The 25,500-nt window shown below is 40.7% G+C and carries 24 protein-coding genes; 7 read left to right on the top strand and 17 right to left on the bottom strand.

The window, feature by feature from the left end:
• Positions 1 to 18 precede the first annotated feature (18 nt).
• From hisS to hfq, 4 genes are all read left to right on the top strand, one after another.
• The gene (hisS, locus tag H3V00_RS03245) at positions 19 to 1,311 is read left to right on the top strand and encodes a histidine--tRNA ligase (protein WP_198206418.1); all 1,293 of its coding nucleotides are present in this window, start codon (positions 19 to 21) and stop codon (positions 1,309 to 1,311) included.
• On the top strand, positions 1,311 to 1,937 hold the full coding sequence (locus tag H3V00_RS03240; RefSeq protein ID WP_041879496.1) for a tetratricopeptide repeat protein: 627 nt from the start codon (positions 1,311 to 1,313) through the stop codon (positions 1,935 to 1,937). The genes hisS and H3V00_RS03240 overlap by 1 nt, the downstream gene beginning before the upstream one ends.
• A 135-nt stretch (positions 1,938 to 2,072) precedes the next feature.
• The gene (gene der, locus H3V00_RS03235; protein WP_198206419.1) at positions 2,073 to 3,524 is read left to right on the top strand and encodes a ribosome biogenesis GTPase Der; all 1,452 of its coding nucleotides are present in this window, start codon (positions 2,073 to 2,075) and stop codon (positions 3,522 to 3,524) included.
• Positions 3,525 to 3,609: 85 nt separating this feature from the next.
• Positions 3,610 to 3,858, top strand: a complete 249-nt coding sequence (gene hfq, locus H3V00_RS03230) for an RNA chaperone Hfq (RefSeq protein WP_037395054.1) — start codon at positions 3,610 to 3,612, stop codon at positions 3,856 to 3,858.
• A 51-nt stretch (positions 3,859 to 3,909) separates the two neighbouring features.
• Here hfq and H3V00_RS03225 read toward each other — a convergent pair whose 3' ends face one another.
• The 7 genes from H3V00_RS03225 to H3V00_RS03195 all read right to left on the bottom strand — a co-directional run bounded on the left by H3V00_RS03225 (position 3,910) and on the right by H3V00_RS03195 (position 10,146).
• Positions 3,910 to 4,242: an SMR family transporter gene (locus tag H3V00_RS03225; protein WP_037476230.1), complete on the bottom strand. Its 333-nt coding sequence runs from the start codon at positions 4,240 to 4,242 to the stop codon at positions 3,910 to 3,912.
• A 268-nt stretch (positions 4,243 to 4,510) separates the two neighbouring features.
• Positions 4,511 to 5,188 (bottom strand): epoxyqueuosine reductase QueH, encoded by a 678-nt coding sequence (locus H3V00_RS03220; RefSeq protein ID WP_025330799.1) that lies wholly within the window; start codon positions 5,186 to 5,188, stop codon positions 4,511 to 4,513.
• Between the two features lie 129 nt (positions 5,189 to 5,317).
• Complete coding sequence (tpx, locus tag H3V00_RS03215; RefSeq protein WP_198206420.1) at positions 5,318 to 5,815, bottom strand: thiol peroxidase; 498 nt, start codon at positions 5,813 to 5,815, stop codon at positions 5,318 to 5,320.
• A 290-nt stretch (positions 5,816 to 6,105) separates the two neighbouring features.
• Positions 6,106 to 6,606, bottom strand: a complete 501-nt coding sequence (locus H3V00_RS03210; protein ID WP_198206739.1) for a dihydrofolate reductase — start codon at positions 6,604 to 6,606, stop codon at positions 6,106 to 6,108.
• A gap of 5 nt (positions 6,607 to 6,611) precedes the next feature.
• On the bottom strand, positions 6,612 to 7,406 hold the full coding sequence (locus tag H3V00_RS03205) for a thymidylate synthase (protein ID WP_198206421.1): 795 nt from the start codon (positions 7,404 to 7,406) through the stop codon (positions 6,612 to 6,614).
• A gap of 36 nt (positions 7,407 to 7,442) precedes the next feature.
• Complete coding sequence (gene dusA / locus H3V00_RS03200) at positions 7,443 to 8,516, bottom strand: tRNA dihydrouridine(20/20a) synthase DusA (protein WP_198206423.1); 1,074 nt, start codon at positions 8,514 to 8,516, stop codon at positions 7,443 to 7,445.
• A gap of 172 nt (positions 8,517 to 8,688) precedes the next feature.
• Complete coding sequence (locus H3V00_RS03195) at positions 8,689 to 10,146, bottom strand: lipopolysaccharide assembly protein LapB (protein ID WP_198206426.1); 1,458 nt, start codon at positions 10,144 to 10,146, stop codon at positions 8,689 to 8,691.
• Positions 10,147 to 10,572: 426 nt separating this feature from the next.
• Between H3V00_RS03195 and H3V00_RS03190 the strand changes: the two genes are divergently transcribed.
• Positions 10,573 to 10,767 carry a CsbD family protein gene (locus H3V00_RS03190; protein ID WP_025330793.1) on the top strand — a complete coding sequence of 65 codons (195 nt, stop codon included), beginning with the start codon at positions 10,573 to 10,575 and terminating at the stop codon, positions 10,765 to 10,767.
• A 147-nt stretch (positions 10,768 to 10,914) separates the two neighbouring features.
• On the opposite strand, the gene H3V00_RS03185 is transcribed toward H3V00_RS03190, so the two are convergent.
• Positions 10,915 to 12,099: an MFS transporter gene (locus H3V00_RS03185; protein ID WP_198206428.1), complete on the bottom strand. Its 1,185-nt coding sequence runs from the start codon at positions 12,097 to 12,099 to the stop codon at positions 10,915 to 10,917.
• Between the two features lie 243 nt (positions 12,100 to 12,342).
• Here H3V00_RS03185 and H3V00_RS03180 point away from each other — a divergent pair, with 243 nt between their 5' ends.
• Both H3V00_RS03180 and H3V00_RS03175 read left to right on the top strand, forming a co-directional pair.
• Positions 12,343 to 13,233 carry a LysR family transcriptional regulator gene (locus H3V00_RS03180; RefSeq protein ID WP_198206430.1) on the top strand — a complete coding sequence of 297 codons (891 nt, stop codon included), beginning with the start codon at positions 12,343 to 12,345 and terminating at the stop codon, positions 13,231 to 13,233.
• Positions 13,234 to 13,399: 166 nt separating this feature from the next.
• Positions 13,400 to 14,104, top strand: a complete 705-nt coding sequence (locus tag H3V00_RS03175) for a JAB domain-containing protein (RefSeq protein ID WP_198206432.1) — start codon at positions 13,400 to 13,402, stop codon at positions 14,102 to 14,104.
• Positions 14,105 to 14,285: 181 nt separating this feature from the next.
• Here the strand turns inward: H3V00_RS03175 and H3V00_RS03170 are convergent, their stop codons facing one another.
• The 9 genes from H3V00_RS03170 to H3V00_RS03130 form a co-directional block, all read right to left on the bottom strand.
• Positions 14,286 to 17,348, bottom strand: coding sequence for a type I restriction endonuclease subunit R (locus H3V00_RS03170; protein WP_198206433.1), 3,063 nt, complete (start codon positions 17,346 to 17,348; stop codon positions 14,286 to 14,288).
• Positions 17,349 to 18,503 (bottom strand): restriction endonuclease subunit S, encoded by a 1,155-nt coding sequence (locus H3V00_RS03165; protein WP_198206434.1) that lies wholly within the window; start codon positions 18,501 to 18,503, stop codon positions 17,349 to 17,351.
• A complete protein-coding gene (locus tag H3V00_RS03160; protein WP_232335888.1) occupies positions 18,504 to 20,003 on the bottom strand; it encodes a class I SAM-dependent DNA methyltransferase in 1,500 nt (499 codons plus the stop codon).
• The gene (locus H3V00_RS03155; RefSeq protein ID WP_110414252.1) at positions 20,000 to 21,499 is read right to left on the bottom strand and encodes a class I SAM-dependent DNA methyltransferase; all 1,500 of its coding nucleotides are present in this window, start codon (positions 21,497 to 21,499) and stop codon (positions 20,000 to 20,002) included. The genes H3V00_RS03160 and H3V00_RS03155 overlap by 4 nt, the downstream gene beginning before the upstream one ends.
• Positions 21,499 to 21,597, bottom strand: a complete 99-nt coding sequence (locus H3V00_RS11635; protein WP_370530645.1) for a hypothetical protein — start codon at positions 21,595 to 21,597, stop codon at positions 21,499 to 21,501. The genes H3V00_RS03155 and H3V00_RS11635 overlap by 1 nt, the downstream gene beginning before the upstream one ends.
• A 274-nt stretch (positions 21,598 to 21,871) precedes the next feature.
• The gene (locus H3V00_RS11630; protein WP_370530644.1) at positions 21,872 to 21,976 is read right to left on the bottom strand and encodes a helix-turn-helix transcriptional regulator; all 105 of its coding nucleotides are present in this window, start codon (positions 21,974 to 21,976) and stop codon (positions 21,872 to 21,874) included.
• A gap of 240 nt (positions 21,977 to 22,216) precedes the next feature.
• Positions 22,217 to 23,782 (bottom strand): glutamine-hydrolyzing GMP synthase, encoded by a 1,566-nt coding sequence (guaA, locus tag H3V00_RS03140; RefSeq protein ID WP_198206435.1) that lies wholly within the window; start codon positions 23,780 to 23,782, stop codon positions 22,217 to 22,219.
• A gap of 183 nt (positions 23,783 to 23,965) precedes the next feature.
• A complete protein-coding gene (locus H3V00_RS03135; RefSeq protein ID WP_198190067.1) occupies positions 23,966 to 24,532 on the bottom strand; it encodes a hypothetical protein in 567 nt (188 codons plus the stop codon).
• Positions 24,533 to 24,697: 165 nt separating this feature from the next.
• Positions 24,698 to 25,204 (bottom strand): hypothetical protein, encoded by a 507-nt coding sequence (locus H3V00_RS03130; protein WP_198206436.1) that lies wholly within the window; start codon positions 25,202 to 25,204, stop codon positions 24,698 to 24,700.
• Between the last annotated feature and the right edge of the window lie 296 nt (positions 25,205 to 25,500).

The following is a 25,500-nucleotide window of genomic DNA, read 5'->3' as shown; positions in this document are numbered from 1 at the left end:
ATATACAAATTAATTAATATGGGTCAGAAAATCCAGGCCGTTAAGGGCATGAATGATTTACTGCCAGTAGAGCAGAAAGATTTTAAACTGACATCTGCACTCTGGCAGGCGTTTGAAGATGTAGTGGTCGCATGGACACGCAGTTTTGGTTACAACCAGATTCGTACACCAGTTGTTGAGCAAACTGGTTTGTTTGTACGTTCAATAGGTGAAGAAACCGATGTTGTGGGCAAAGAAATGTATACATTTGCCGATTCCAACGACAAGCTGAGCCTGAGCCTGCGGCCGGAAGGTACAGCCTCTTGTCTGCGTGCAGTTGTTGAGCACAACTTACTTTATAATAGTCCGCAAAAATTATGGTATATGGGACCGATGTTCCGACGGGAGCGCCCACAAAAAGGGCGGTATCGTCAGTTCCATCAGGTTGGTGTTGAGGCATTAGGATTTAACGGCCCTGATGCAGATGCCGAGCTGATTGCCATGACTGCGAATCTCTGGGAACGGCTGGGTATTCGGGAATACCTTACACTTGAATTAAATACTCTGGGTAATCAGCAGGAACGTACTGCTCACCGTACTGCACTAATTGCTTATTTACAACAGCATGAAGCCATTCTGGATGAGGATAGCCGGCGTCGTATGCATACTAATCCGTTACGTGTGCTGGATACCAAAAATCCCGATTTACAGGCAATGGCGAATGCTGCGCCACGTCTTATAGATTATCTGGGCGCAGAATCACTTGCACACTATAATACTTTAAAAAATATGCTGGACGGGCTGGGTATCACATATGTAGAAAATCCGCGTCTGGTTCGTGGTCTGGACTACTATAATCTGACCGTATTTGAATGGACGACAACTAAACTTGGCGCACAGGCAACTGTATGTGGTGGCGGTCGTTACAACGGGCTGATTGAGGAGCTTGGCGGTAAACCAGCGCCGGCTATTGGCTTTGCATTGGGTATTGAACGTCTATTACTGCTTGTACAGGAATTTGGCAAACTGCATATTAACAATGCGCCTGATGTATATATCATGCATCAGGGAGAAGGAAGCAGTCTGATTGCCTTGCAGCATGCCGCATTATTACGTGCAGCAGGTTTGAATGTTTATTTACACTGTGGTGATCAGAGTCTGAAAGCCCAGTTGAAAAAAGCTGATGCCAGTGGTGCTGCAATAGCAGTAATCGTTGCTCAGGAAGAGCAATTTAACAATACACTAACGCTTAAGAATTTGAGTACTCATGAACAACAGACTGTTGCTGCCGAAGCAGCTTTACAGTTAATCCAACAATGGAAGAAAGCATAATGGTTGTACATATTCAGGATGAACAGGAAGTTGCAAATTTCAAATATTTCTGGCAACGCTGGGGACGCTGGATTTTTGCTATACTGGTTATATTGTCATTGGCATATCTGGGTTATGTGTTGTATCAAAGTCATTTACGCAGTAATAATGAAAAAGCAGCAGAAGTATTTGATACATTTATTTCTCAGGCTAGTGCCAATAATTTAACTGAAAGTAAAAAAGCACTTGTACAATTACAGGAAAAATATCCTGATACCATGAATGCAACTCAGGCTACACTGATGATGGCCGGTTCAGCATTTGATGATGGTAAATATGATGAAGCCATCCGCCATTTGCAATGGGTTAAAGCCAGACAGCATGATGACTTATTGCAAACAATCGTTGCGCAGCGGCTGGCTACCGTATATTTACAGCAAGGTAAATACAATGAAGCATTACAGGCGCTGGATGTAAAAGTAACCAATGAATTAAAGCCGGTTCTGCTTGAAACCAAAGGTGATGTTTTACAGGCGCAAAAGAAAAATACTGAAGCCGTTGCTGCCTACCAGCAAGCTTTGAATTTATTATCAAAAGATTCAGTACAACGCGAAGTCATCCAAATGAAAATAAGCAGTTTGAGTTAATCAATGCTTAATAAAACCTGAAATTCCGGCCGGAAAAACTGGCAGGAATTTCAGGTTTATCAGTTGTACTGAAAAGCTTGCCGCTGGCAGGCTATTGCTGTTTTAAAGCAATAGAAATTATCTGAAAGAATGAATATGAAACCAACGATTGTTCTGGTTGGTCGCCCGAATGTAGGCAAATCAACATTATTTAACCGCCTGACTCGTACACGTGATGCACTGGTTGCCGATTTACCCGGCCTAACCCGCGACCGGCATTACGGGCATGGCAGAGTGGGAAGTAAACCTTATCTGGTTGTTGATACCGGTGGTTTTGAGCCAGTAGTAGATAGCGGTATCTTATATGAAATGGCTCGCCATACTCTGCAAGCCGTAGATGAGGCGGATGCAGTTATCTTTCTGGTAGACGGACGTACCGGTCTGACGCCACAGGATAAGATTATCGCCAACCATTTGCGCCAGAGTTCCAGGCCTGTATATCTGGCAGTGAATAAAGGTGAGGGCGCTAACAGACCGATTCTGGCAGCAGAGTTTTATGAATTAAGTCTGGGAGAGCCTATCGTTATATCAGGGGCGCATGGTGACGGCGTGTACGGGCTGATAGAAACCGTACTGGAAGACTTTCCCGAAGAAGAGGAACCGGTAAACAGTCATCATCCGGTTTTTGCAGTTATTGGTCGGCCGAATGTCGGCAAATCAACTTTGGTTAACGCAATTCTGGGTGAGGAGCGGGTTATTGCTTTTGACATGGCCGGTACCACACGTGACTCAATTCACATTGATTTCGAACGCAACGGCAACCCTTTTACCATTATTGATACTGCCGGAGTACGTCGTCGTGGCAAAGTAGATGACGCCATCGAGAAGTTTTCCGTTATTAAAGCAATGCAGGCTATCGAAGCGGCTAACGTAGCTGTACTGGTACTTGATGCACAACAAGATATAGCCGATCAGGATGCAACTATTGCCGGCTTTGCATTGGAAGCTGGGCGTGCTTTAGTTGTTGCAGTAAATAAATGGGACGGAATAACCGAAGAGCGCAAGCAACAGGTTAAACGTGATATAGCACGTAAACTGTATTTTCTTGATTTTGCCAAATTTCATTATATTTCGGCATTGAAAGAAAAAGGAATTGACGGGCTCTTCAGCTCAATTCAGGCCGCCTATGATGCTGCAATGATTAAACTGCCTACTCCGAAAATTACCCGCGTATTACAAAGTGCGCTGGAACGACAGCAGCCTCCGCGCGCCGGCTTAATTCGCCCCAAAATGCGTTATGCCCATCAGGGCGGCATGAATCCGCCAGTTATAGTCATACATGGTAATGCGTTACAGCATATCAGTGATGCTTATACCCGATATCTGACACAAACATTTCGCAAAGCATTTCATTTACAGGGGACACCTTTACGTATTCAATATAATGTAAACGAGAATCCATATCAGGAAAATGACAGCAAACCAGCGCAGCCATTGCGTCGTGTCAAACTAAGTAACCGAATTGCCAAGCGTGAACAGATAAAACAATCGAAAAAGCAGGTAAAGCGTAAAAATAAAGTCAGTTCAAAGAAAACAAATGCCCATTAATGTGATAGCATTGACACTGCTTTCTAAATCGCTGTACGCAGGTGCAGCTAAGCGATAACATAATCAAAAAAACAGGAGTAGCCAAATGAGCGCCAAAGGACAAATGTTACAAGATCCTTTCTTGAATGCACTGCGAAAAGAGTATGTGCCAGTTTCAATTTATCTGGTAAACGGTATTAAACTACAGGGTCAGGTGGAATCATTTGACCAGTATGTTGTACTTTTGCGTAATACTTCAGTAACACAAATGGTATACAAACATGCGATTTCCACAATTGTGCCTGCTCGTGCAGTAAGCTTGCAGCATGAACCGAAATCTGCATCAGCAGAATAATACAGTCATACTTCATTAGCAAAAAAACCGTGGATTTCCACGGTTTTTTTGCTAATGAGTCATCGATTTGGAAAACAGATTAATCACAATAACACCCGCCAGTATCAGACCGATGCCAATAATTGCCGGCATATCCAGCTTTTGTCCGAATTTGATCCAGGCTATGACTGACACACAAACAATGCCCACACCGGACCACACTGCATAAGCAATGCCTACAGGCATAGTTTTCAGAGTTTGTGCAAGCGAATAAAACGAAATAATATAGCCCAGAACAGAGCAAATACTGGGCATCAGCCGGGTAAAACCATTACTCAGCTTAAGCATACTGGTTGCAAATATCTCAGCCAGTATAGCGATGGAAAGAAAAATCCATTGATTCATGTTTATCCTTCTCGTTACTGCATTAGTTTCCTTGTGCAGCTATATTACGTATGGTTGGTATAAACTGAGTACAAATTTATCGAGTTTTACATAATGTTCAACCAAAAAATTTCAATATCAGCTTGAATGAAAATAAAGCCATTCCTGAAAAATTTAACCTGAACACTTTCCACTTTCCCATATAAAAACGGATTCAAGTCTGAATCCGCTTTTAGAGAGTAATACTGATGAAGTGACTCAAAATACAACCAATGATTAGCAAAAATACTTAAGCCTTTTCTTCAGTACCATAAAATTTCGTACCAATTTTAATGCTTTCTCTGCCATGCTCACGCCGCCAGGCATTGCTGTCACGTAAAGAATAAGCACAGCCACAGTATTCCTGCTGATAAAACTGCTCACGCTTACTAATCTCAATCATACGCTGACTACCGCCGCCTTTACGCCAGTTATAATCCCAGTAAACAAGATTAGGATATTTTTCTGCCGCACGTTTGCCGCAATCGTTTATTTGCTGCATATTTTTCCAGCGGGAAATCCCTAATGAGCTAGTAATAACCGAAAAACCGTTTTCATATGCGTACAATGCTGTGCGTTCAAAGCGCATATCAAAACACATAGTACAGCGAATGCCGCGTTCCGGTTCAAACTCCATCCCTTTAGCGCGTTCAAACCAGTTGTCCATATCATAATCAGCATCAATAAAAGGAATATTGAATTTTTCCGCAAATGCCTTGTTTTCATCCTTACGGATTTCATATTCTTTTTTCGGGTGAATATTAGGATTATAGAAGTAAATCGTATAATCAATACCAGAGGCCAGCATTGCCTCCATAACCTCACCAGAGCAGGGTGCACAGCAAGAATGAAGCAATACTTTATTTTCCCCGTTGGGAGGAGTTAATTTCGGGCGTTGTATATCGGTAGTCAGTTTTTGTGGGTTCATTGATGTGATTTCCTGTTATTCTAGTTAAATATCTTTATCAGTAGATTTTAGCAAAGCTGCCAGCGCAACGACATAGCCCGAAAGAAAAAAAGCGTTCAGATATCTGAACGCTTGTATGAAAAAGCCATTTTAAAGAGCGGCTAATGCCTGCTCATAATCCGGCTCTGTCGTAATTTCAGCCACTAACTGACTGTATAAAACCTGATTATTTTCATCCAGCACAATAACCGCACGGGCACATAAGCCAGCTAAAGCACCGTTGCTCAGTTTAACCCCGTAGTTTTCCTTAAATTCAGGATGACGGAATGTTGACAGAGTTTTTACCTGATCCAGCCCCTCTGCACCACAAAAGCGAGCCTGCGCAAATGGCAAATCGGCAGAAATACACAATACAACAGTATTAGAAAGATTGGCCGCAGCTGCATTAAAATGGCGTACAGATGCAGCACAAACACCCGTATCTACACTAGGGAAAATATTCAGTACTTTACGTTTACCGGCAAAATCGGTAAGCGATAATTCATTTAAACCGGCATCAGTCAGCGTAAAAGCTGGTGCTGTACTGCCTGTTTTTGGAAACTGACCACTGACTTCAACAGCGGTACCTTGCAGAGTTACTTTACTCATGACTGCATCCTTCTGATGTTTAATTTGATTAACAATGTGCAGACTTATTGTGGGGGATTGGCAGGGAACTGTCAAAGATTATCTATGCTAATTATATGCAGTAAATAGCAGACAAATATAGCTCCTGCATAAACGCAGAAAACCAACATTTTCCCGACAATTTAGCAAAAACGTAAATCTTAGAAAATATGACTGAGAAAATTTACAGCATTATCAATCAGCCAGTCTGCATTGCAGTCTCTGATTTCAGAGCAATCGGACTGAATACAAACTGGCTTGCGCAATAAAACTTACTCAACACCAGACCGGCGTACATAATGCTGTAAATCATAAGCAATATTATTTTTACTGCTTACATGACTGCTGCTTTCAGTTTGCTGCCAGATATCCGTGTCAATTGCCGGAAAAAAAGTATCTCCGGCAACATCAACATGAATTCTGGTTAACCGCAAATCGGTAGCCAGAGGTATCGCCTGAGTATAAATTTGTGCCCCGCCCATAATAATAATTTCAGGGCAACCGGCTAATTGTCTGAGCGCATCTTCAACACTGTGACACAAAATTGCTCCGCTGAATGTCTGTGCATCCTGCCGGCTGATAACATAATTGGCGCGGCCTGGAAGCGGTTTTCTGGGCAGCGACTCCCACGTTTTACGTCCCATAACAACCGGCTTGCCCATAGTGTAACTTTTAAAAAATTCAAAATCTTCGGGCACATGCCAAGGAATACGATTATTTTCGCCAATACAGTTATTATCCGAAAGAGCGGCAATCAGCGTAATTTTATTCAGAGTATTCATATAGCTACAGGTGCTTTAATGTGGGCATCCGGATGATAATCAGTAAGCGTAAAATCTTCAAACTGAAAAGAAAACAGATCTTTTACATCAGGATTCAGATGCATTTGCGGCAGTTTTTTCGGTGTGCGGCTTAACTGCAGTTTAGCCTGTTCAAAATGATTACTATATAAATGAGCATCACCCAGCGTATGAATAAATTCCCCCGGCTCTAAATCACATACCTGAGCAATCATCATCGTAAGCAGAGCATAGCTGGCAATATTAAAAGGCACACCCAGAAAAATATCAGCACTGCGCTGATAAAGCTGACAGGAAAGCTTGCCTTCAACCACATAAAACTGAAACAGAGCATGGCAGGGCGGTAAAGCCATCTCATCTACCAGTGCCGGATTCCATGCAGAAACAATCAGGCGGCGGCTGTCGGGATTGTGCTTAATCTGTTGCAGCAGATTACTGATCTGGTCGATATGGCGGCCATCCGGTGCCGGCCAGCTGCGCCACTGATAGCCGTATACCGGACCCAGATTACCATCAGCATCTGCCCATTCATCCCAGATAGAAACATTATGTTCATGCAAATAGCCGATATTAGTATCGCCGCGCAGAAACCAGAGTAACTCATAAATAATTGAACGTAAATGCAGCTTTTTAGTAGTCAGCACAGGAAAGCCATCAGCCAGATTAAAACGCATCTGATAGCCAAAAACCGAGCGCGTACCCGTACCGGTACGGTCTGCTTTATCTGTGCCCCGGTCTAAAACGTGTTGCATTAAGTCAAGATACTGTTGCATGCGGATTTATCCAAATAAAAACGACCTAATTGTAACTTAAATCAACTCAGACTGGCTTGCGGCACCATCTTTTACCGCCTGCCATGCTTCCACAATCAGGCTGACATCGTTATTTTTTAATAACGAAGCATCAGACAGCATCCTCCGCCACTGGCGCGCACCGGGTAAACCATGCATCAGCCCCAGATAGTGCCGAGCCATATGGCGCAATGAAATATCCGGATTAGCCAGCTGCCGGCGAGCGTAGTCAAGTAACTGATTAACTAGATCTTCATATTCAACAGCCGGCTGGTGACTGGAGTAAAATTCAGCATCCCAGCTGCGCATCAGCATCGGATTATGATAAGCCTCACGTCCGACCATTACCCCGTCAACATGCTGCAAATGCCGGTGAATTTGTGCATTATCAGTAACCCCGCCATTAAGAATAATTTCCAGATCAGGAAATTCCTGTTTCAGACGATAAACATAATCATAACGTAAAGGCGGAATATCACGGTTATCTTTCGGCGATAACCCTTCCAGCCATGCATTGCGTGCATGAACAACAAAAATACGACAGGCGGTTTTTTCACGTAGCGTACCGACAAAATCAGCCAGAGGCTGATAAGCCGTTTCCTTATCCAGACCGATGCGATGCTTAATCGTAACCGGAATATTCACCGCTTCCTGCATAGCATTTAAGCATCGTGCTACCAGTTCAACTTCACGCATCAGACAGGCACCAAAAGCGCCTTGCTGTACCCGCGGGCTGGGGCAGCCGCAGTTAAGATTAATTTCATCATATTCATAACCGGCAGCAATTTTAGCAGCCTGTGCCAGAACCGCTGGTTCACTGCCGCCCAGCTGTAAAGCAACAGGATGCTCCTGCGGATGATAGGCCAGTAATCTGTCACTGTTGCCATGGATGATTGCATTAGCATTAATCATTTCCGTATACAGCCACGCATTTCTGCTAATCAGTCTGGCCATATAGCGGTAATGCCTGTCTGTCCAGTCCAGCATCGGCGCTACGGATAAAGTTCTTTTCGGTTTAGCATTTTGCCGGAGCTGGTGTGCATCACTCCCGGCTGAATATTCTGCGGCAATTAACTGTTTATGTTCCTGCATAATCCGGCACTCTTTTAACACCGCCAAAGAAATACCGAACGGATATTTCCGGTCGGTATTTAGTCGGTTAAATTTCTGATACAGGCAGATTATACATGGGATAACCAAACTGCCAGTTTAGCAATAGCAGTAAAGCTGATATTTTAATTAATCCTGCTGTTTTAACGCTGAATCAGCGCAGCGGCATTTCAGATTTAATCAGCTTGATTTCTCTTTCACGCCGTTTCTTTTTAAAATGATTTTGCAACCATATTTTATGCTGTATCTTGCATTGCGGACCCAGATAAATATTATCAATATATTCTTCTACATGCGTATATTCGATATACAAACTGTTAGTAGACTGATAATCTTGTGGTTCAACAATATTATCATCTGCGATATGAGTAATATAAATCATCCGGCACTCATCTTCATCTTCAAAAGCAGCATGCTTTATCAGGCAGGAAATGGGTAAAACCGCCAGACTGAGCAGTTCATCCAGATTGGAGATTTTTTTTAACTCGGGATTATCCAAAAGTTCTGCAATCAATCCTTTTATTTTTTCTAAATGGTTACGAATACGACGAATTTTTTTAGGTTCATTTAATGAGTTAATATATTCATCCCACTCACTATCAATGGCTTCTGGTGTTTTTTCATTTTTGTATTCCAGATAAAAGGATTGTTTATTGCGTTTGGCTAACGCCATATACCCTGTTTCCGGATCAAAATACAGGCAACGGTATAAAGGCAAAGGATGAAGATTATTATTACTTTCAAATTTAATTTGTTTATTTTCGAATGGGTTAATTGATTTAATGCTATGTGATGAGATTATTTCGTTATTGATACTGCGTTCAGTATCCAGACCAAAAAAATCTTTATTAAAAGCAATACTGACACCGGAACCGATAATATTATCTTCATTACCGTATAATCGAAATTGATTTAGACAATTATGATTAAAGGAAAAACTGGCTAAAAAGCTTTTGATTTCATTATCTGGATGATTGCTGATATTCAGCCAGCTGGTTAATACCTGATTTTCACTGGGGTCATTCATAAAATCTACAATATTAAGCCGGAATTTACTGGGATTTTCTCCTTTAAGTAAATTAAATAATACAGCCGGCTTTGTATAATGAGCGACACGACGTTCTTGTTCAATATATTGAAATTGATTTAAAACCAATAAATTATATTTTATACCAATAGTTAAAAAATATATATGTTTGATTTTATCTAATAATGTTTCATTAAGCTTTTCAATTTCTTTCTGATTAGATAAAAGACTGGATTTGTTTTGTATTAATTCCAAAATAATCTGGGCACAAATATAATGGTGCGGAAAACTATTAGAGTAAGTAGCCATTTCGGATGCAGCTAGAAAGCTTTCTTTTGCTTTAATATAATTTTTTATATTTTTACTATAAAGTTTACCTAGCTGAAATTTTGCATGAACATAAATTTCTGGTGCATCTTGTTCAGAAATATTAAGATAACATTGTTCAGACTTAACAAAATCTTTTTTTGATAAATATAAAGAACCTAAAATTAACTGAGTCTTAACATAATTTTTTTTACTACTATTATTACGGGTAATTTTTTCTAATATTTTGATTTTTTCATCAATATCTTTTTCTTCCATTACTATTCCTGTTTATTTATAGCTAAGCAATTAATCTGTATGCTGTTCGTAACATAGTCTGGTAGTAATTAAATATATTGAAATTCTTAACCTTGTCGAAAAAGGAACAAATTTATTAATTTACAATTTAACTAATAATAACAAAAATTAAACTTAATATCATAAAATTCATAATTATCTCCAGCTATATTTAATTAGATAAATTTTTATTTTTAGATAAAGAAAATTGTAAATAAATTGATATTGAGTTAATTAACTGTATGATTTACCAATTAATTATTTTTATATGTAATTAGCTGCAAATATTGGCATTTTCCATTGCTTACCGTTAATTGTCTCTCTAAGATAAATTATTGAAGGATAAGAATTTACTTGTGTTTAATTGAATACTGTTGCATGCAGTAGACATACAGAATGGAGATGGTTATGAGCGATAACGGATTTGTAGATAAAGCCAAAGGCGAAGTAAAACAGAATGTGGGTAAAGTAGTGGGGGATACTAAAACCCAGTCTGAAGGAATGGTTGATAAGGCCGTTGGCGGCGTGAAAGAAGCTGTGCATGATGTGGCTAATGCCATAGATGGTGCAGTAGATTCAATCAAGAAAAAATTTCAGGATTAATTCTGAAATATGTGCATAAGGCCGCTTATTTCAGCGGCCTTTGATTTGAGTTTATATTTCTTTTAAATCAGACAAATTGGCTACAGCTTAAATTCTTCTGAATTGGTGGTATTAGATATAAAAATGTATAAGTGAAATATATTGGTTTTACTGCACCGGCTTATGCATCGTTTTGCTGATTAGTAACTGCAACAAACTGAATAAAGTGATCAAAGAGGCAATTAAATAAAGCATTTTTATATTGCCGAAATCAATAATTCCCGCTCCGATAATCGCCCCAATGCCTACGGCTCCATTAAAAATAGCTGCATAAATAGCAGAGGCGGGTAAAGCGTTATCGTTTCCTGCCAGCCGGATTACCCATGCCTGAATACCAACAAATAATATGGCTACACCCAAACCCCACGCAAACACCAATACCATCAGCATGATTGGATTATGTGACAAGACTGCGCTCAGCAGAATCAGACTGCCACAAATCAGCACTAAGCCTGCACCAAGTATACTTTTCAGATATCTGTCTATAAACAGACCACATAACAGATTACCAGCTACACCGGCTATGCCGAATACAAACAGACAAACAGCAATCCAGTTGGCAGAAATAGCCATTTCTTCGGCCATAAATACTTCAATATAGGTAAAAGCGGCAAAATGGGCGATGATGGCAGCAGTAGCAATCAGATAAACTTGGCGTAACTGCTTAATCTGAAGAATTGCTGAAAATTGTTTTCGCCCCATTCGGGAAGTACCGGATACAGCCGGCAGGGTAAAAGCCAGAATAATTGCGGTTATTATGGCTAATACGCCCAGTAACAAAAATGATAAACGCCAGCCAATAGTGCTGCTAATCCAGTTAATAAAGGGAACACCGAGTATACTGGCTATCGAAACACCGCTGAAAATAATTGCTGTGGCTCTGCCGGTATATTTGTCTGATACCAGTTGCGCCCCCATAGTGCCCGCCATCGCCCAGAATGCACCATGAGCAGCTGCACCGGCCAGACGAGCGATTAAAAGTACAGAAAAATGCTCACTCATAGCCGCAATACCATTCGATGCAGCCATCAGCAACATTAATACAATTACTACTGGTTTACGAGGCAGATGGCTGAATGTGGTAACTGAAACAAGAGCAGAAACAGCTCCTAGCCATGCATACAGAGTAACAACCAAACCGGTAGTACCGCTGTTTTGTCCCATAGATGAGGCTATAGCGGATAACATACCAATCGGTGCCAGCTCGGTACTCACCACAATAAATGACGCTATTGCAAGCATGCAAACAGCCATCCAGTTACGCCATTGTGTCTTATTTTCTAAATTATTCACTAAATCATTTCCTCTTTTGCAATCAATTTTTCAAACAGATAGAGTTCGGCCTGATATACAAACCTAAAAAGGTCGGCAATTGTTCACAGCCGGCTGAAAACAGATGGTATTGAGTTGTTATAAATCTGCTTTTAAACATAGTTTTCAGCTTGGTGAAATCAGCGTTAATTCAGTATACTCTGCGAAAATAGACAGATATATGGCTAAATCTGGTAACTGGTTTTCCAGAATCGGAAATCAAATATGAACAAAAAACTATGCTGGGATGATACTAAAGTATTTCTGGCAATCGTACGTGAAGGCACATTGAGTGGTGCTGCAAAGACATTAAAACTTGGCATTGCTACAACTTACCGTCGTCTTGAACGTATGGAAGAGGTACTGGGATATCGGTTATTTATCCGCGATCAGCAAGGGTATAAGCTAACAGATGAAGGCAGAATACTGGTTTCGCAGGCAGAAATACTGGAACAGGCCGGGCACGCGTTTGATGCCATGGCTACCGGTGTCAATGCCGGTGTCAGCGGGCACGTGCGTTTGGCTACGGCTCAGGGGCTGGCTGATCATCTTATTATTCCGGCTTTACCCAAGCTCTATTCAGCACACCCTGATTTAACTCTAGAACTGGTTACCGGAGTATCAACTATCAATCTGCAAAGAAGAGACGCTGATATGGCCTTGCGTCTGGTTCGCCCGGAGCAGGGTAAAGTAACCATCCGCCGTTTAGGCGAGCTTGGTTTTGGTTTGTATGCTTCTGAAAGCTATTTGCAGCGCAAACCGCTAAACAAAGAAGAAACAATGTTAAAAAACGCTGATTTCATTGGCTGGCCGGAAACACACCAGAACTTGCCGGCAGCAAAGTGGATAGAAAAAAACAGCCGTAGCAAAACCTGTTGTCTGACAGTCAGCAGCATGTCTGCACATATCAGTGCAGTTGAAGCAGGTATCGGAATGGGTGTCTTACCGAATTTTATTGCTTTAACCAAAAATCTGATTTGTGTTCGCAACAATATTGATTGTAATCAACCCATTTGGCTAGTCATCCACTCCGACCTTACTAACTCCGGAAGGATAAGAGTAGTAGTTGATTTTCTGAGTAATTTAGTGCAAGAAAATCAAACTCGGCTTGGTTGAGCAGCCTATCCAGACAACAGATTTATTTCTTCACAACTCATTAAATTAATCAATTAATATGCAAAAATACAAACAATATATCATTGGTTTAGCAAATGCTGTTTACTTATAATAATGAGTAAACTATGTTATATTTTAGGTTAATGCTCTTAACTATAATCGATGTATGGATATTAAACTTGGCAAAAACGATAAGCGTTATATAGAAGGTTCAGATGATGTATTCAGCATCATGCAACGCGTACTTCTTCGTGAAAATAAGATAGACAAAGAAAAAGAGCATTTCTGGATTATCGGTATGAACGAAGCAGGGTATATCCTCTATATCGAATTAATTGCTTTAGGTTCAGTAAAGGCCGTTAATATAGAGCCTATGAATGTATATCGTGTAGCCGTTATGAAAAATGCGTCACGTGTTATTGCTATTCACAATCATCCGACTGGACGCTTAGCTCCTTCCAATGCAGATTTAGATATCACTGATCGTCTTATCCAGGTAGGCCGTATACTTAATATTGCACTCGTTGATCATCTTATCATCAGCACAGAAGCCTATGAAAGTTTCAGAAGCATGGGCATTATGGATGATTTAGAGAAAAGTCTTACCTATATCCCGACTTATCAGGTGGTTGAGCAGATTAGGAAAGAAGAGAAGAAGATTGCTAGAGAAAAACTAGCTTTGGAGAGAGATAAAACAAAATCTGCCCAAGAAAAAGCTAAATTAGCTAAGGAAGCTGAGAAACTGGCTCAAATACAAGCAAAGGCCCTTGCCAATGCACTGCTTGATAAGGGTGTCGATTTAAAAACAATTGCTAAGATTATGGAAATTACACCTAAAGCAGTTGAAAAAATGATTAACAATACACAATAACTATGTGTATTGTCTCATACTTGATCTAACATCTTTGTTATTCAAGATGTAATCAGATCAGAAAGTCGGCTCTACGCCATAAATGGGCATTGCTAACGCTATAGGTATAATTATCCATGGTAGTAGTCACTCTTGACCTGCCCAAGTATCGATACAACACGGCCAGTCAATTAAGTAAAACTCAATAATGCTCCTCTATATACCCGTAAGCCTTTTGGAATAGTTCCTTATCTTTACCCAATCCAAATTGGGCCAGAGTCAGCAATAACGCCTTTTGGATTTCACGCGGGCCGCTATTGGAGTTCTGCCAGCCATCAAAGCGGGTGGCTTTGACGATTTTGTCGATTTGTTCAACCACATCTCCGATTAACTTAGGCGTAGACTCTGGACGGGTTTCCAGAAAAAGCTTGGTTAAAGCTTGCTTGTTATCTGCTTCTGTCACTGGGTGTTCACCAGTTTCGCGCTCTGCTTGCACTGTGTCCTTCGCAGCATCCAACAAGCCCTTTAACCACTCAATGGCTTTAATAACACCGGCCTCATAGTCCTGGCGAAGTTTTTCCAGTCGCTCGCCTAACTCCACAAATTTAGGCTCATGACTGCCCCGCAAGCGGCCCATAAGATCAATTTCCAATCTTTTAGCACGTTGCTCTTGCTCTTTTTCTGTCAGGGTAAAAATGGCGTGTTCATCCATGATTAACTCGTCGATATCATCGCGAATTCGATTAATATCAGTATGCTCATGGATCATCTTGATAGTTTCGGGGCCTAAAGCAGCCCAAACAAGCGCCCCCGTCTGGCCTACTGGACGCACTGACTCGTAAATTTGCACTAACCACTTATAGTTTTGACGATACGGGCTTAAAAAAGGATCGGGGCTAATAGCCGACCATAACTTAGATAACACCCCAAAACAAGCGGCGAATTCATCGCGTTTTTTGTTAGTCGGTAAGCACTCTTGCGCGGCCATAATGCCATCGAAACCCTCTAAGGTGCGGTCCACATTGGGGAAGAAGGACAAACATTTATCCAGTTGTGCCGGTAATAATTTTTTAAAGGCCTCGATACCCTCTACGACACCATCAATTTCTTCCGGCTTATAAGCCAATGCGGTACGCAGATTTTCAAATACGCCGAGGTAGTCGATAATTAACCCCATATCTTTGCGAGTATCATCGGTTTCGTACAATCGGTTAGTCCGACACATGGCCTGTAAAAGAGTGTGATCGCGTAAAGGTTTATCCAAATACATGCAATAACAGATAGGGGCATCGAAACCAGTTAACAATTTGGCAGTAACGATGATGAGCTGTAAAGGATGTTTTGGATCTTTGTAGCATTCGATCAGTTCTTTTTGTACTTGGCTTTCCGCATCAATATTCTGCCAGCGCTCGAAATCCTCTTGTTTGATGGGTAGCTTTAACTCATCGTGCCACTTACGCCAATCGTTGTTGACCTTGTCTTTTTTATCGCCCGCTTTGGCTTTTATAGGGGATTGATCAACGTTCATAACCACTTCAACTGCATTAAAGCCAAGCTTTTCACCGAGCAAGTAGTACATTTGCACACAAGCTTCGCGATCATATACCACTACCATACCTTTCATTTTTTTTGGCTTTACGTGGCTGGTAAAGTGTTTGACAATATCGCTGCTAATGGCCGCCATGCGCTTGGGGGCTTTCAACATTAAAGCCAACTTACCAGCACGTTTAGATAATGCCGCTTTTTCTTCATCGTCTAAGTCGTTTTCTTTAACCAGTTGCTCGAACTCGTCATTGATAGCATCACGATCCACCCGCAGTTCAGCAAGGCGCGGTTCAAACTTAACCGGATTGGTGGAGCCATCACGAATTGATTGCTTATAACTGTAACGGTTCATATAGCGACCGGGATCTTCGTCGGCGCCGAACAATTTGAAAGTATTGCGATCGATGCCTGATATGGGTGTGCCGGTTAAACCATAGAAGTGGGCATTAGGTAATGCCCAACGCATTTTCTCGCCTAAACCACCTTCCTGGGTGCGGTGTGCTTCGTCTACAAGTACAATAATGTTATCTCGGCTGTTCAAGCCATTAGGGTTGCTATCGTCAATCTCGACATCTTTGAACTTAAAGATAGTAGTAATTAAAATGCCTCGGCTATCTTGTTCGATATACTCACCTAGCTTTTTGCAGCTTTGCACTTTGACTAGGTTTTTAACATCGGCACCACCAAAAGTTTCGTTGATCTGGCTATCCAAGTCTCGCCGGTCCACCACGACCAATACGGTTGGGTTTTTTAACGCATTGTCAGCACGCAACATTTTAGCTGCATAGAGCATCAGCAATGACTTACCCGAGCCCTGAAAATGCCAAATCAGGCCCTTTTTCGGGTAGCCTTTGCGAACTCGCTCAACAATCTGTTTCGCTGCTTCAAATTGCGGATAACGCGGCAGAAGCTTAATACGCTTAGGAGGGGTATTTTTACCGGTTTTAACAGTTGAAAATAGCGCGAAGGATTCCAGTAATTGTAATAAAGTCTGCGGATTTAACAGACCCTCGCAGCTGTTAAGTACCGATGCCAATCCCGGCAGAATCTCATCACGAAGCTCAGTACTATGCCAAGGCCCCCAATCTTTAACGCGGGCATTAATTGCACCATATGCAAAGGTTTTTCCTTCACTAGCAAAACACAGCAAATTAGGAACAAAAAATAATTCTACATTTTTCCGGTAATGCTTTTTGCCACCTATAAAATCGGCGGCACCATCTTGCCAGGTCACACTTGGCCGCGTCGCAGTTTTGACTTCGCCCACTACTAGCGGTATGCCGTTCACATACAGCACAATATCAAAATAGACTTCGGTGGCCGCGATATAATGCACCTGTTGCGACACTACAAAGTGATTGTTCTCTATGTTATCAAAATCAATCAGATTAATGGTGATATGGTCGCCGTTCTCGCCAAAAGGCAAAGTTTTCTCAGCCAATAGCCATTCATGGAAGTTTTCGTTGGCCTTTACTAAACCAGTATGGCGGGCTTCTAACACCACACCGCGCAATTTATAAATTACTTCATCAGCATAATCCGGCTGCTTGGCGATATCGGGATTTAACGAACACAACGCGTCTTTTAGCCACTCATCGACAAAGATATCCTGAGCTTGCTTAGGCAGATTCTCGCCATGGCAGTAAATCCACTTTACGCCGCTTAATCCTTTTAAGCGGTCGATAATTCCATTTTCCGTGACGGTTTGTTCGTTAAACATTTAGACATTTCCAATTGATTTTAAAAATGAGAAAACATTCCTTTTTTTAGCTAGTAATGTTTGTTTAATATCATCAAACTTCTTATAAAGATTACTAAACTCAATCTGTTTATGCGAGGGAAGATAGGGTACTTCAATATTCTCTAATATCTTCAAAGTAAGTTGTGGTTGTGCACTGCCAAAGGCCTTAGAAACTATCAAGCTCCTTGCTAGTTTAGTTCTTAAAAAGTCATATAGAAAAGTATTATTTAATTCAGAATCATTACACCTTAGGATAGCCATACCAGAATTTATCCTAACGTGCTTAAATTGACACGAACAGTATAATCCAACATTTCCAACAGTACCTCTCGTGGTAATTACTATATCTCCTTCAATTAATTTTCCTTTTCGAAGCATTTTATCCTGTTCTTTACCAATAAACTGCTTTTCCTTAAAAATGAAGCCTACTTGAGTAACATTTTTAGCATTCAGAAATAAGCAGTAACCATCATCTTTGAAATCTTTAGTTTTTGGATAAGCTTTTCCCCTATCACCATCTATCAGAGAAACACCAAAATCTTTCAACTTCTTAGGAGCATATGAAATACAGTAATTATTTAAAGATTGGTTTTTTAGCTTTTCCAAACTAAGCAGTGCCTGTTCAATGCTCTCAACAACAATTGATGCTTTACGAGAAGCTATCACGATTTTATTTTGTTGCTCTAAGCAAGGGATTTCAAATTCCTGCTCAGCTAATATTTTCCATTTTATTCTTGGAGATAATGATCCTTCTGAATGTGCAATTACACGATTTACAAATTCATCAGACTGCATAAAAAACGGCAAAAACTCAGGAATAACGTTATCAGGATTAGCTTCCAAAATCATGGCATCTGTAGAACAAATACAATCCCAATCAGCCACGGCCACTTTACGTTGGTAGGCACGCCTCTTACAAAAAATGATCTGACCTTTTTTAACCAATAGCTTTTGTCCTTCGACATCGCTTGGTACACCATGACGTTTAATCTTTAAGCTGTCTGGATCTAAGTGTTCCAACCCAACATAGATTTTAAGATCGGTTTCGCTTGGCTCAACTCGTTTAGAGATATGTTTAGCAATATCGCCAAATTTCACCATCTGCCAACCTTCTGGTAATTGTTGTTTCGTCATTTACTGTTCCACCTTGTCTTCAACGCTATAACCAAGTTCCGCAAGGCTCTTGAATAATTTTTGGGTCTGCTTCTTTAATTGCACGCGACTAACTTTCCACGCCTCAATGGCATGTTCAATATCGTCTACTTCGCCGTTACCCTGTGCTTGCACATATAGCGGAATCGACAAGTTATAGAGATTCTCTTTGATAGTTTCGATATCCACCAACGCAGTGATATCACTCTGCTTTTCAGGTGTAAAATAAGCCTCACACAATACTGCTAAATCATCATCGGATAATCGGCTATGGGCGCGTTCACGGGTGACATGCTTAACACCGTTGATAAACAATATCCTATTTTTGTGGTCGACAGACTTATTACGGTTAAGCACAACGACACAAGATTCCATCGGCGAGTTATAAAACAGGTTTGGCCCCAAACCAATCACTGCTTCAATGATGTCTGATTCAATTACCTGTTTACGAATAGCTTGCTCAGAGTCTCGAAACAGCACTCCATGTGGCCAGAGCATGGCGGCACGGCCAGTATCAGATTTGAGACTTTTGATGATATGAGTATAAAACGCATAGTCGGCACAGCCTTGCGGTGGCACACCATAGAGATTACGGCCGTAGGGATCGGCAGCAAACTTGTCGCGGTTCCATTTTTTAATGGAGTACGGCGGATTGGCAAAAATCACATCAAACTGCTTGAGCCGATCGTTTTCAATAAACTTGGGATCGGCTAAAGTATCGCCGCGCAGCACATCAAACTCTTCAATATCGTGCAGAAACATATTCATACGAGCGATGGCCGAGGTGAGCAGATTGACTTCCTGCCCGTAAAGATGTACCGAACGCCACTCTTTGCCCTGAGAACGTAAATCCATCACCGCGTTAAGAAGCATACCACCGGTACCACAGGTAGGATCGTAAGCTGTTTCTCCGGGCTTTAAGCCCATGATGCGTGTCATCAAATGGACTACAGTACGGTTGGTATAGAATTCTGCTGCGGTATGGCCGGAATCGTCAGCAAATTTCTTAATCAGGTATTCGTAAGCTTCACCAAGGTCATCCTGAGCGACAGATTTAATACCTAGTGGAATTTTACTAAAATGCTCAATCAGATCGCCCAGCAGATGATCGGGCAGGCGTTCTTTGTTGGTCCACTGGGCATCACCGAACACGCCATGCAAGCGCGGATTATTGGCTTCGATTAAGCGAAGCGCGTTCTGAATAGCTTCACCAATGTTTTTGCTGGTGTTGCGTATCTTCTCCCAGCTCGCTTCTACAGGAATATCAAAGCGGTGAAACATGGGCATGGCAGCGTATTCAACGTCTACCTCATGAACCTCCATCGCTTCGTTATATTCTTCCAAATATACGTCCGATAGACGTTTATAAAACATTAGCGGGAAGACATATTGCTTATAGTCTGAGGCATCGATTTGGCCCCGCAAGAACTCAGCCGCTCCCCAAAGCAAATCTTCCAGTTTTTTCTTATGCATTATACTCATATCTCAAACCCTTCTTTGATTAACAGGGCTTCTAGCTCCTCTTCCGCTTTTTCCAGGGCAGCCAGTTTTTGTTGGAAATCTTTGAGTGCCTCTTCTACTGTAATGGTTTCTTCTTCGAGTGGCTTTTGCACATAACGAGCGATATTAAGATTGAAGTCATTTTCTTCTATCTCGTTTAAGGGTACCCAACGTGCAATGCCTTCGATTTCTTGTGCTGCCGGCCCTTGTTGCTTCTGGCTCTGGTAGATGTGGTAGATCTCATCGGACTGAGCGTTGGACAAGGTATTCTGAGCCCGGCCTTTGGTATAGATTTCTTCAGCATTAATGATGAGTACATGATTTTTGTGTGACGCCGGCCGTGATTTACGTAACACCAGAATACACGCAGGAATCCCCGTGCCATAGAAAAGGTTTGGAGCAACGCCAATAATGGCTTCAATGCGGTTTTCTTGCAATAATTTGGTACGAATTGCGCCCTCAGCACCTCCACGAAACAGTACGCCATGAGGTAAGACAACTGCCATACGGCCTGTATCGTTGAGTGAGGCAAACATATGCTGCACCCAAGCAAAGTCACCATTAGTTTTAGGTGCCAGACCATACTGCTTACGCCCATAGGGGTCATTTGACCACAGGTCATAACCCCATTCTTTTAAACTAAAGGGTGGATTGGCGATAACACAATCAAAAGTTTCTAAACGATCATTTTGCAAAAACTTAGGCTCACGCAGAGTGTCTCCCCGCACAATATCGAAATCTTCCTGCCCGTGTAGAAAAAGGTTCATACGCGCAATAGCCTCGGTGGTTAGGTTTTTTTCCTGACCTTTGATTTTTAGCAGGCGTGGGTCGCCACCGTTTTCTTTTACATGGTGAATGGTTTCGAGCAGCATACCGCCGGTACCGCAAGCAGGATCGTAAACGCTCTCACCAGCTTTAGGATCGAGAATGTTAACCATCAAGCGAACAATAGTACGTGGAGTATAGAACTCACCGGCTTTCTTGTTAGCTTTATCAGCAAAGCGTTTGATCAGATACTCGTATGCGCGTCCCATATCATCGTCACGGACACTAAAAACGCCAAGGTTCACCTTATTGAAGTGATTAAGTAACGTAGCCAGCAACTCATCAGAAAGACGTTCTTTATTGGTCCAACTGGCATCGCCAAAAATGCCATGCAATTTGGGATTTGCTAGTTCTATGCCGCGAAATGAGTCTTTTAAGGCTTGGCCTACATCTTTAGGCTTGGCAAAAACGTCACGCCAATGACAGTTTTCAGGTATTTGAATACGGTGGAACATCTTGCCTTTGGCAAGTTCTTCATCCCCAACGCTCTCCATCGCATCGACAAACTCTTCGTCATACACGTCGCAAATACGTTTGAAAAACAAAATTGGGAAAATATAAGTTTTATAATCTGATGCATCGATAGGCCCAGTGATGATGTGGGCTGCATGCCAGAGATGGGCCTCGAGATCTTTTAGGTTAATCAGTGTCATTAATTTTTCTCTGTACGATTCTGCGATGTTGGAACCTTTTGTAGCAAATCGTTTATGCCACAGTCAAAAAACAAGCAAAGCCTGTCCAATGTATTCAGGTCAACCTTCTGGACAATCTCCCTGTAAAGTAAAGTTATGGTGTTGCAACTAAAGCCGTTTCCCTAACCGCATCGGCTATCCACATTTTGTGTTCGCCCATGAGTCGAGCAAGATGGCAACGGATCATAACAGTCCTTATCGTTGTATCTAATGATGCGAATTTTACATTAGAACTTTGTATCAAACGAACATTTTTAAATTGAAAGATTATTTATACGTATAAAATAGTGCTACAACCTGCAGCGCTATTTTTAAGTTATATCTGATAGATCGCTATTTATTTTTCTCCTTCTTAGCCAAATGCCTATCAATCCAAGCATCAATATCACTCTCTAACCATGCAACAGCTCGTTGACCTATCTTGAACTGCTTATAGATATAACTACTGATAAAAGAAGAATCGGTAAGAAGAAGGTATTATCCAAATTTTTCACTTCAACAAAGGCACAGAAATAACAATATTGGCATTTTCTGAACATATTAAGTTTTTTACCGTTTAATTTACGATAAAAAATAGTAGTGGATATTACCAAGCTTTAATAAATAGAAAAACCAGCTAATCTAATCGATATAACTGGTTTTAAGAAAGAATATTAGGAGTTAATAAAAACTAAATTTCTATTCCCACTCAATAGTGGCTGGCGGTTTACCGCTGACATCATAAACGACACGGTTAATGCCGCGTACTTCATTGATGATGCGATTGGAAACACGGCCGAGCAGGTCGTAGGGGAGGTGGGCCCAGTGTGCTGTCATGAAATCGCTGGTAATTACTGCTCGCAGGGCTACTACGTATTCATAGGTGCGGCCGTCTCCCATTACACCTACGGATTTTACTGGCAGGAATACAGCAAAAGCCTGGCTGGTTTTATCATACCAGGATACACCGTCTTCGTCGCAGGTATTACGCAACTCTTCAATGAATATATGGTCAGCACGGCGCAGTAAATCGGCGTATTCGCGTTTTACCTCACCCAGAATTCGCACACCCAGACCCGGACCGGGGAAGGGGTGACGGTAAACCATATCACGTGGTAATCCCAGCGCAACACCCAGTTCGCGTACTTCATCTTTGAACAAATCGCGCAGTGGTTCCAGCAATTGCAGATTAAGTGTTTCAGGCAGGCCGCCTACATTATGGTGGCTTTTAATAGCATGTGCTTTTTTGGTTTTAGCACCGGCGCTTTCGATTACATCAGGGTAGATGGTACCTTGTGCCAGCCATTTTGCATTTTGGCGTTTGCCGGCTTCTTGCTGAAAGACTTCGACAAATTCGGCTCCGATGATTTTACGTTTACGTTCAGGATCGGTTTCACCGGCAAGTTTGGCGAGAAAATCGGCAGAGGCATCAACGTGAATTACATTGACGCCAAGGTTTTTGCCGAACATATCCATGACCATTTGCGCTTCCTGATAGCGTAACAGCCCATGATCTACAAAAACGCAGGTGAGCTGGTCGCCAATGGCGCGATGAATCAGTGCTGCAGCTACTGATGAGTCTACTCCACCGGAAAGGCCTAGAATAACTTCATCGGAACCAACCTGTTCGCGAATTTTGATAATGGCTTCTTCGATATAGTTAGGCATAGTCCAGCTGGGTTTGGCCTGACAGATATCAAGTACAAAGCGGTTGATTAGTTCACGCCCCTGTTTGGTATGGGTAACTTCAGGATGAAACTGAACTCCGTAAAAGTGCTTGTGCGAGTTTTCAATGATGGCATACGGACAGCTTGGTGTATGACCGATACTTTTAAATCCTTCTGGCAGTTTGCTTACTTTATCGCCATGGCTCATCCACACATCCAGTGTGTTAGGCTGGTTATCAAAAATGCCATTGGTAAACTGGCTGTCTTCTGTATGTACCTGAGCATAACCGAATTCGCGCTGATCGCCACCGCTGACTTCGCCGCCCATGGTATGTGCCAGCCATTGCATGCCATAACAAATGCCAAGAATGGGTATACCGAGATTGAGTATTTCCGGGTTAGCCTGATAGTCTGATTCATAAACTGAATTGGGACCACCGGACAGGATAATGCCTTTAGGGGCGAATGCCCTGATATCTTCAACAGGCATGTCAAATGAATGTAATTCACAATAAACATGAGCTTCACGTACGCGCCGGGCGATAAGCTGGGTTACTTGTGAACCAAAATCGAGAATTAATATTTTATCCTGATTCATGCTAGGCTCTTGACAGGTTTTATGTATGAAGCCAGTTATTTTAACACTTTTCCTGTTTTATTTCTGCAAGTGCTTTGTTCTGGAAAAAACAGTTTCTGAAAAACAGACATCAGGTTTGGATAAAGATATTTAATAAATTGATATATGATTGTATTCTAGGTTATCTGCTCAGAATATTAATGGTTATATTGCTGTACTCACACATTTTAATGATTCTCTTTTTTCTTTTGCAAAAAATTTTAGAATATTGATAAAGTTGTTTTGATAATCGTAATCAGCGATATTTTCTACAATTCCGTCACTAAATTGTATATAAAAGTGTATATCTTCTTTTATGTTTGAGTTTTTATTAAATGTCATAACAAATTCAAAGGCTTTTATATTGTCAGGATAATTTTCGCTGGAGATTAATGGATTAGCTTTGATTATATGCTGAACAAATGCAATGGATTCCAGATAAGATATATCTATTTTTTCATTTTCTACATAGATTGTATCTGGTGTGAAAAGAACCTTTTTAATTAATTCATTAGTTTTTTTGAATTTTATAACTGCAGGGATTACTATACATAGAAGTATTGTTGACCAAAACCAAAAGTATAGCCCAAAGACGAAAGGAATCAAATAAGCACAAAAATAAATAAAGTAAACGAAATAATTAATATGTGCAAAAAGTTTATTAGAGGTAAATTTTTTAGATTCACTTCTCCATTCTTGCATGACTTTTAAATTTTGTGCTTGGTCATTCATAAAATCTCTTTCAGGGATTCTGCATGATTTAAAATTTACAGGATAGATTTTTATAAAGTTTGATGCAATAGGTAAAGTGGTTTGATTTTTAAGTAAAATATGTTGGTAGATATTATTTTTCTTATTCAGATTCTACCAGCATGAATAATTTGTTATTCAGAAATACTAGATCGCTTTACCGGAATCTTTTAGTAACTCTCTTCTTTCTTTTGCTAAAGTTTCCAGTATAGTGATAAAACGGTCTTCAAAGTTATAATACTGATATCTTCGTTGAAATGATTTACCAAATGCCATGTAAAAATATATATCTTCTTTAATTATTGGATTTTCAGTAAATTTTATGCAGAATTTACATGTAGACCATTTATATGGAGAGTAGACATGATTAATAAATGTAATTGATTTAAGATAACAGATGTCTATTTTTTTTTCTTCTATATAAATTGCTTTTAATGAGAAATTAATTTGTTTAATATTTTTTCTTTGAGTTTTATAGAGTTTCAAGAAAATAAAAGTCACTACTGCTGTAAATAAAGCTATTGATATGATAAAAAAATCTTGATCTTTAAATGATATATTTGATAGATATATAAAACAAACATAAGCACTTAAAGCTGTAAAAAACAAATAAATATATGCATAATTATTTGAACAACAATGCCATTCTTGCATGAGTTGTAAATATCTGGATCGGTCATTCATAAAATTTAAGTACTCAGTTTTCTTAAATTAGGTATGGAATGTTAGTAGTGCTTGCTTTTATTGATAGAGCTATATAATTTTAACACAATTTAACTTTTGTATCTGGTTAAATTATTAAATTCAATGTGATTTAAAGTGTATAGGAGCGGTTTTTATGTGGTTTGATGCAATAAGTAAATTAATATGACTTGATTTTTAAGTTAAAAATATGTTGGTGGATATTATTTTTCTTATTCAGGTTCTACCAGCATGAATAACTTATTTTT

The organism is Snodgrassella sp. W6238H11 (assembly GCF_016100525.1).
Lineage (GTDB): Bacteria > Pseudomonadota > Gammaproteobacteria > Burkholderiales > Neisseriaceae > Snodgrassella > Snodgrassella alvi.
This window is presented reverse-complemented; position numbering and strand designations above follow the sequence as displayed.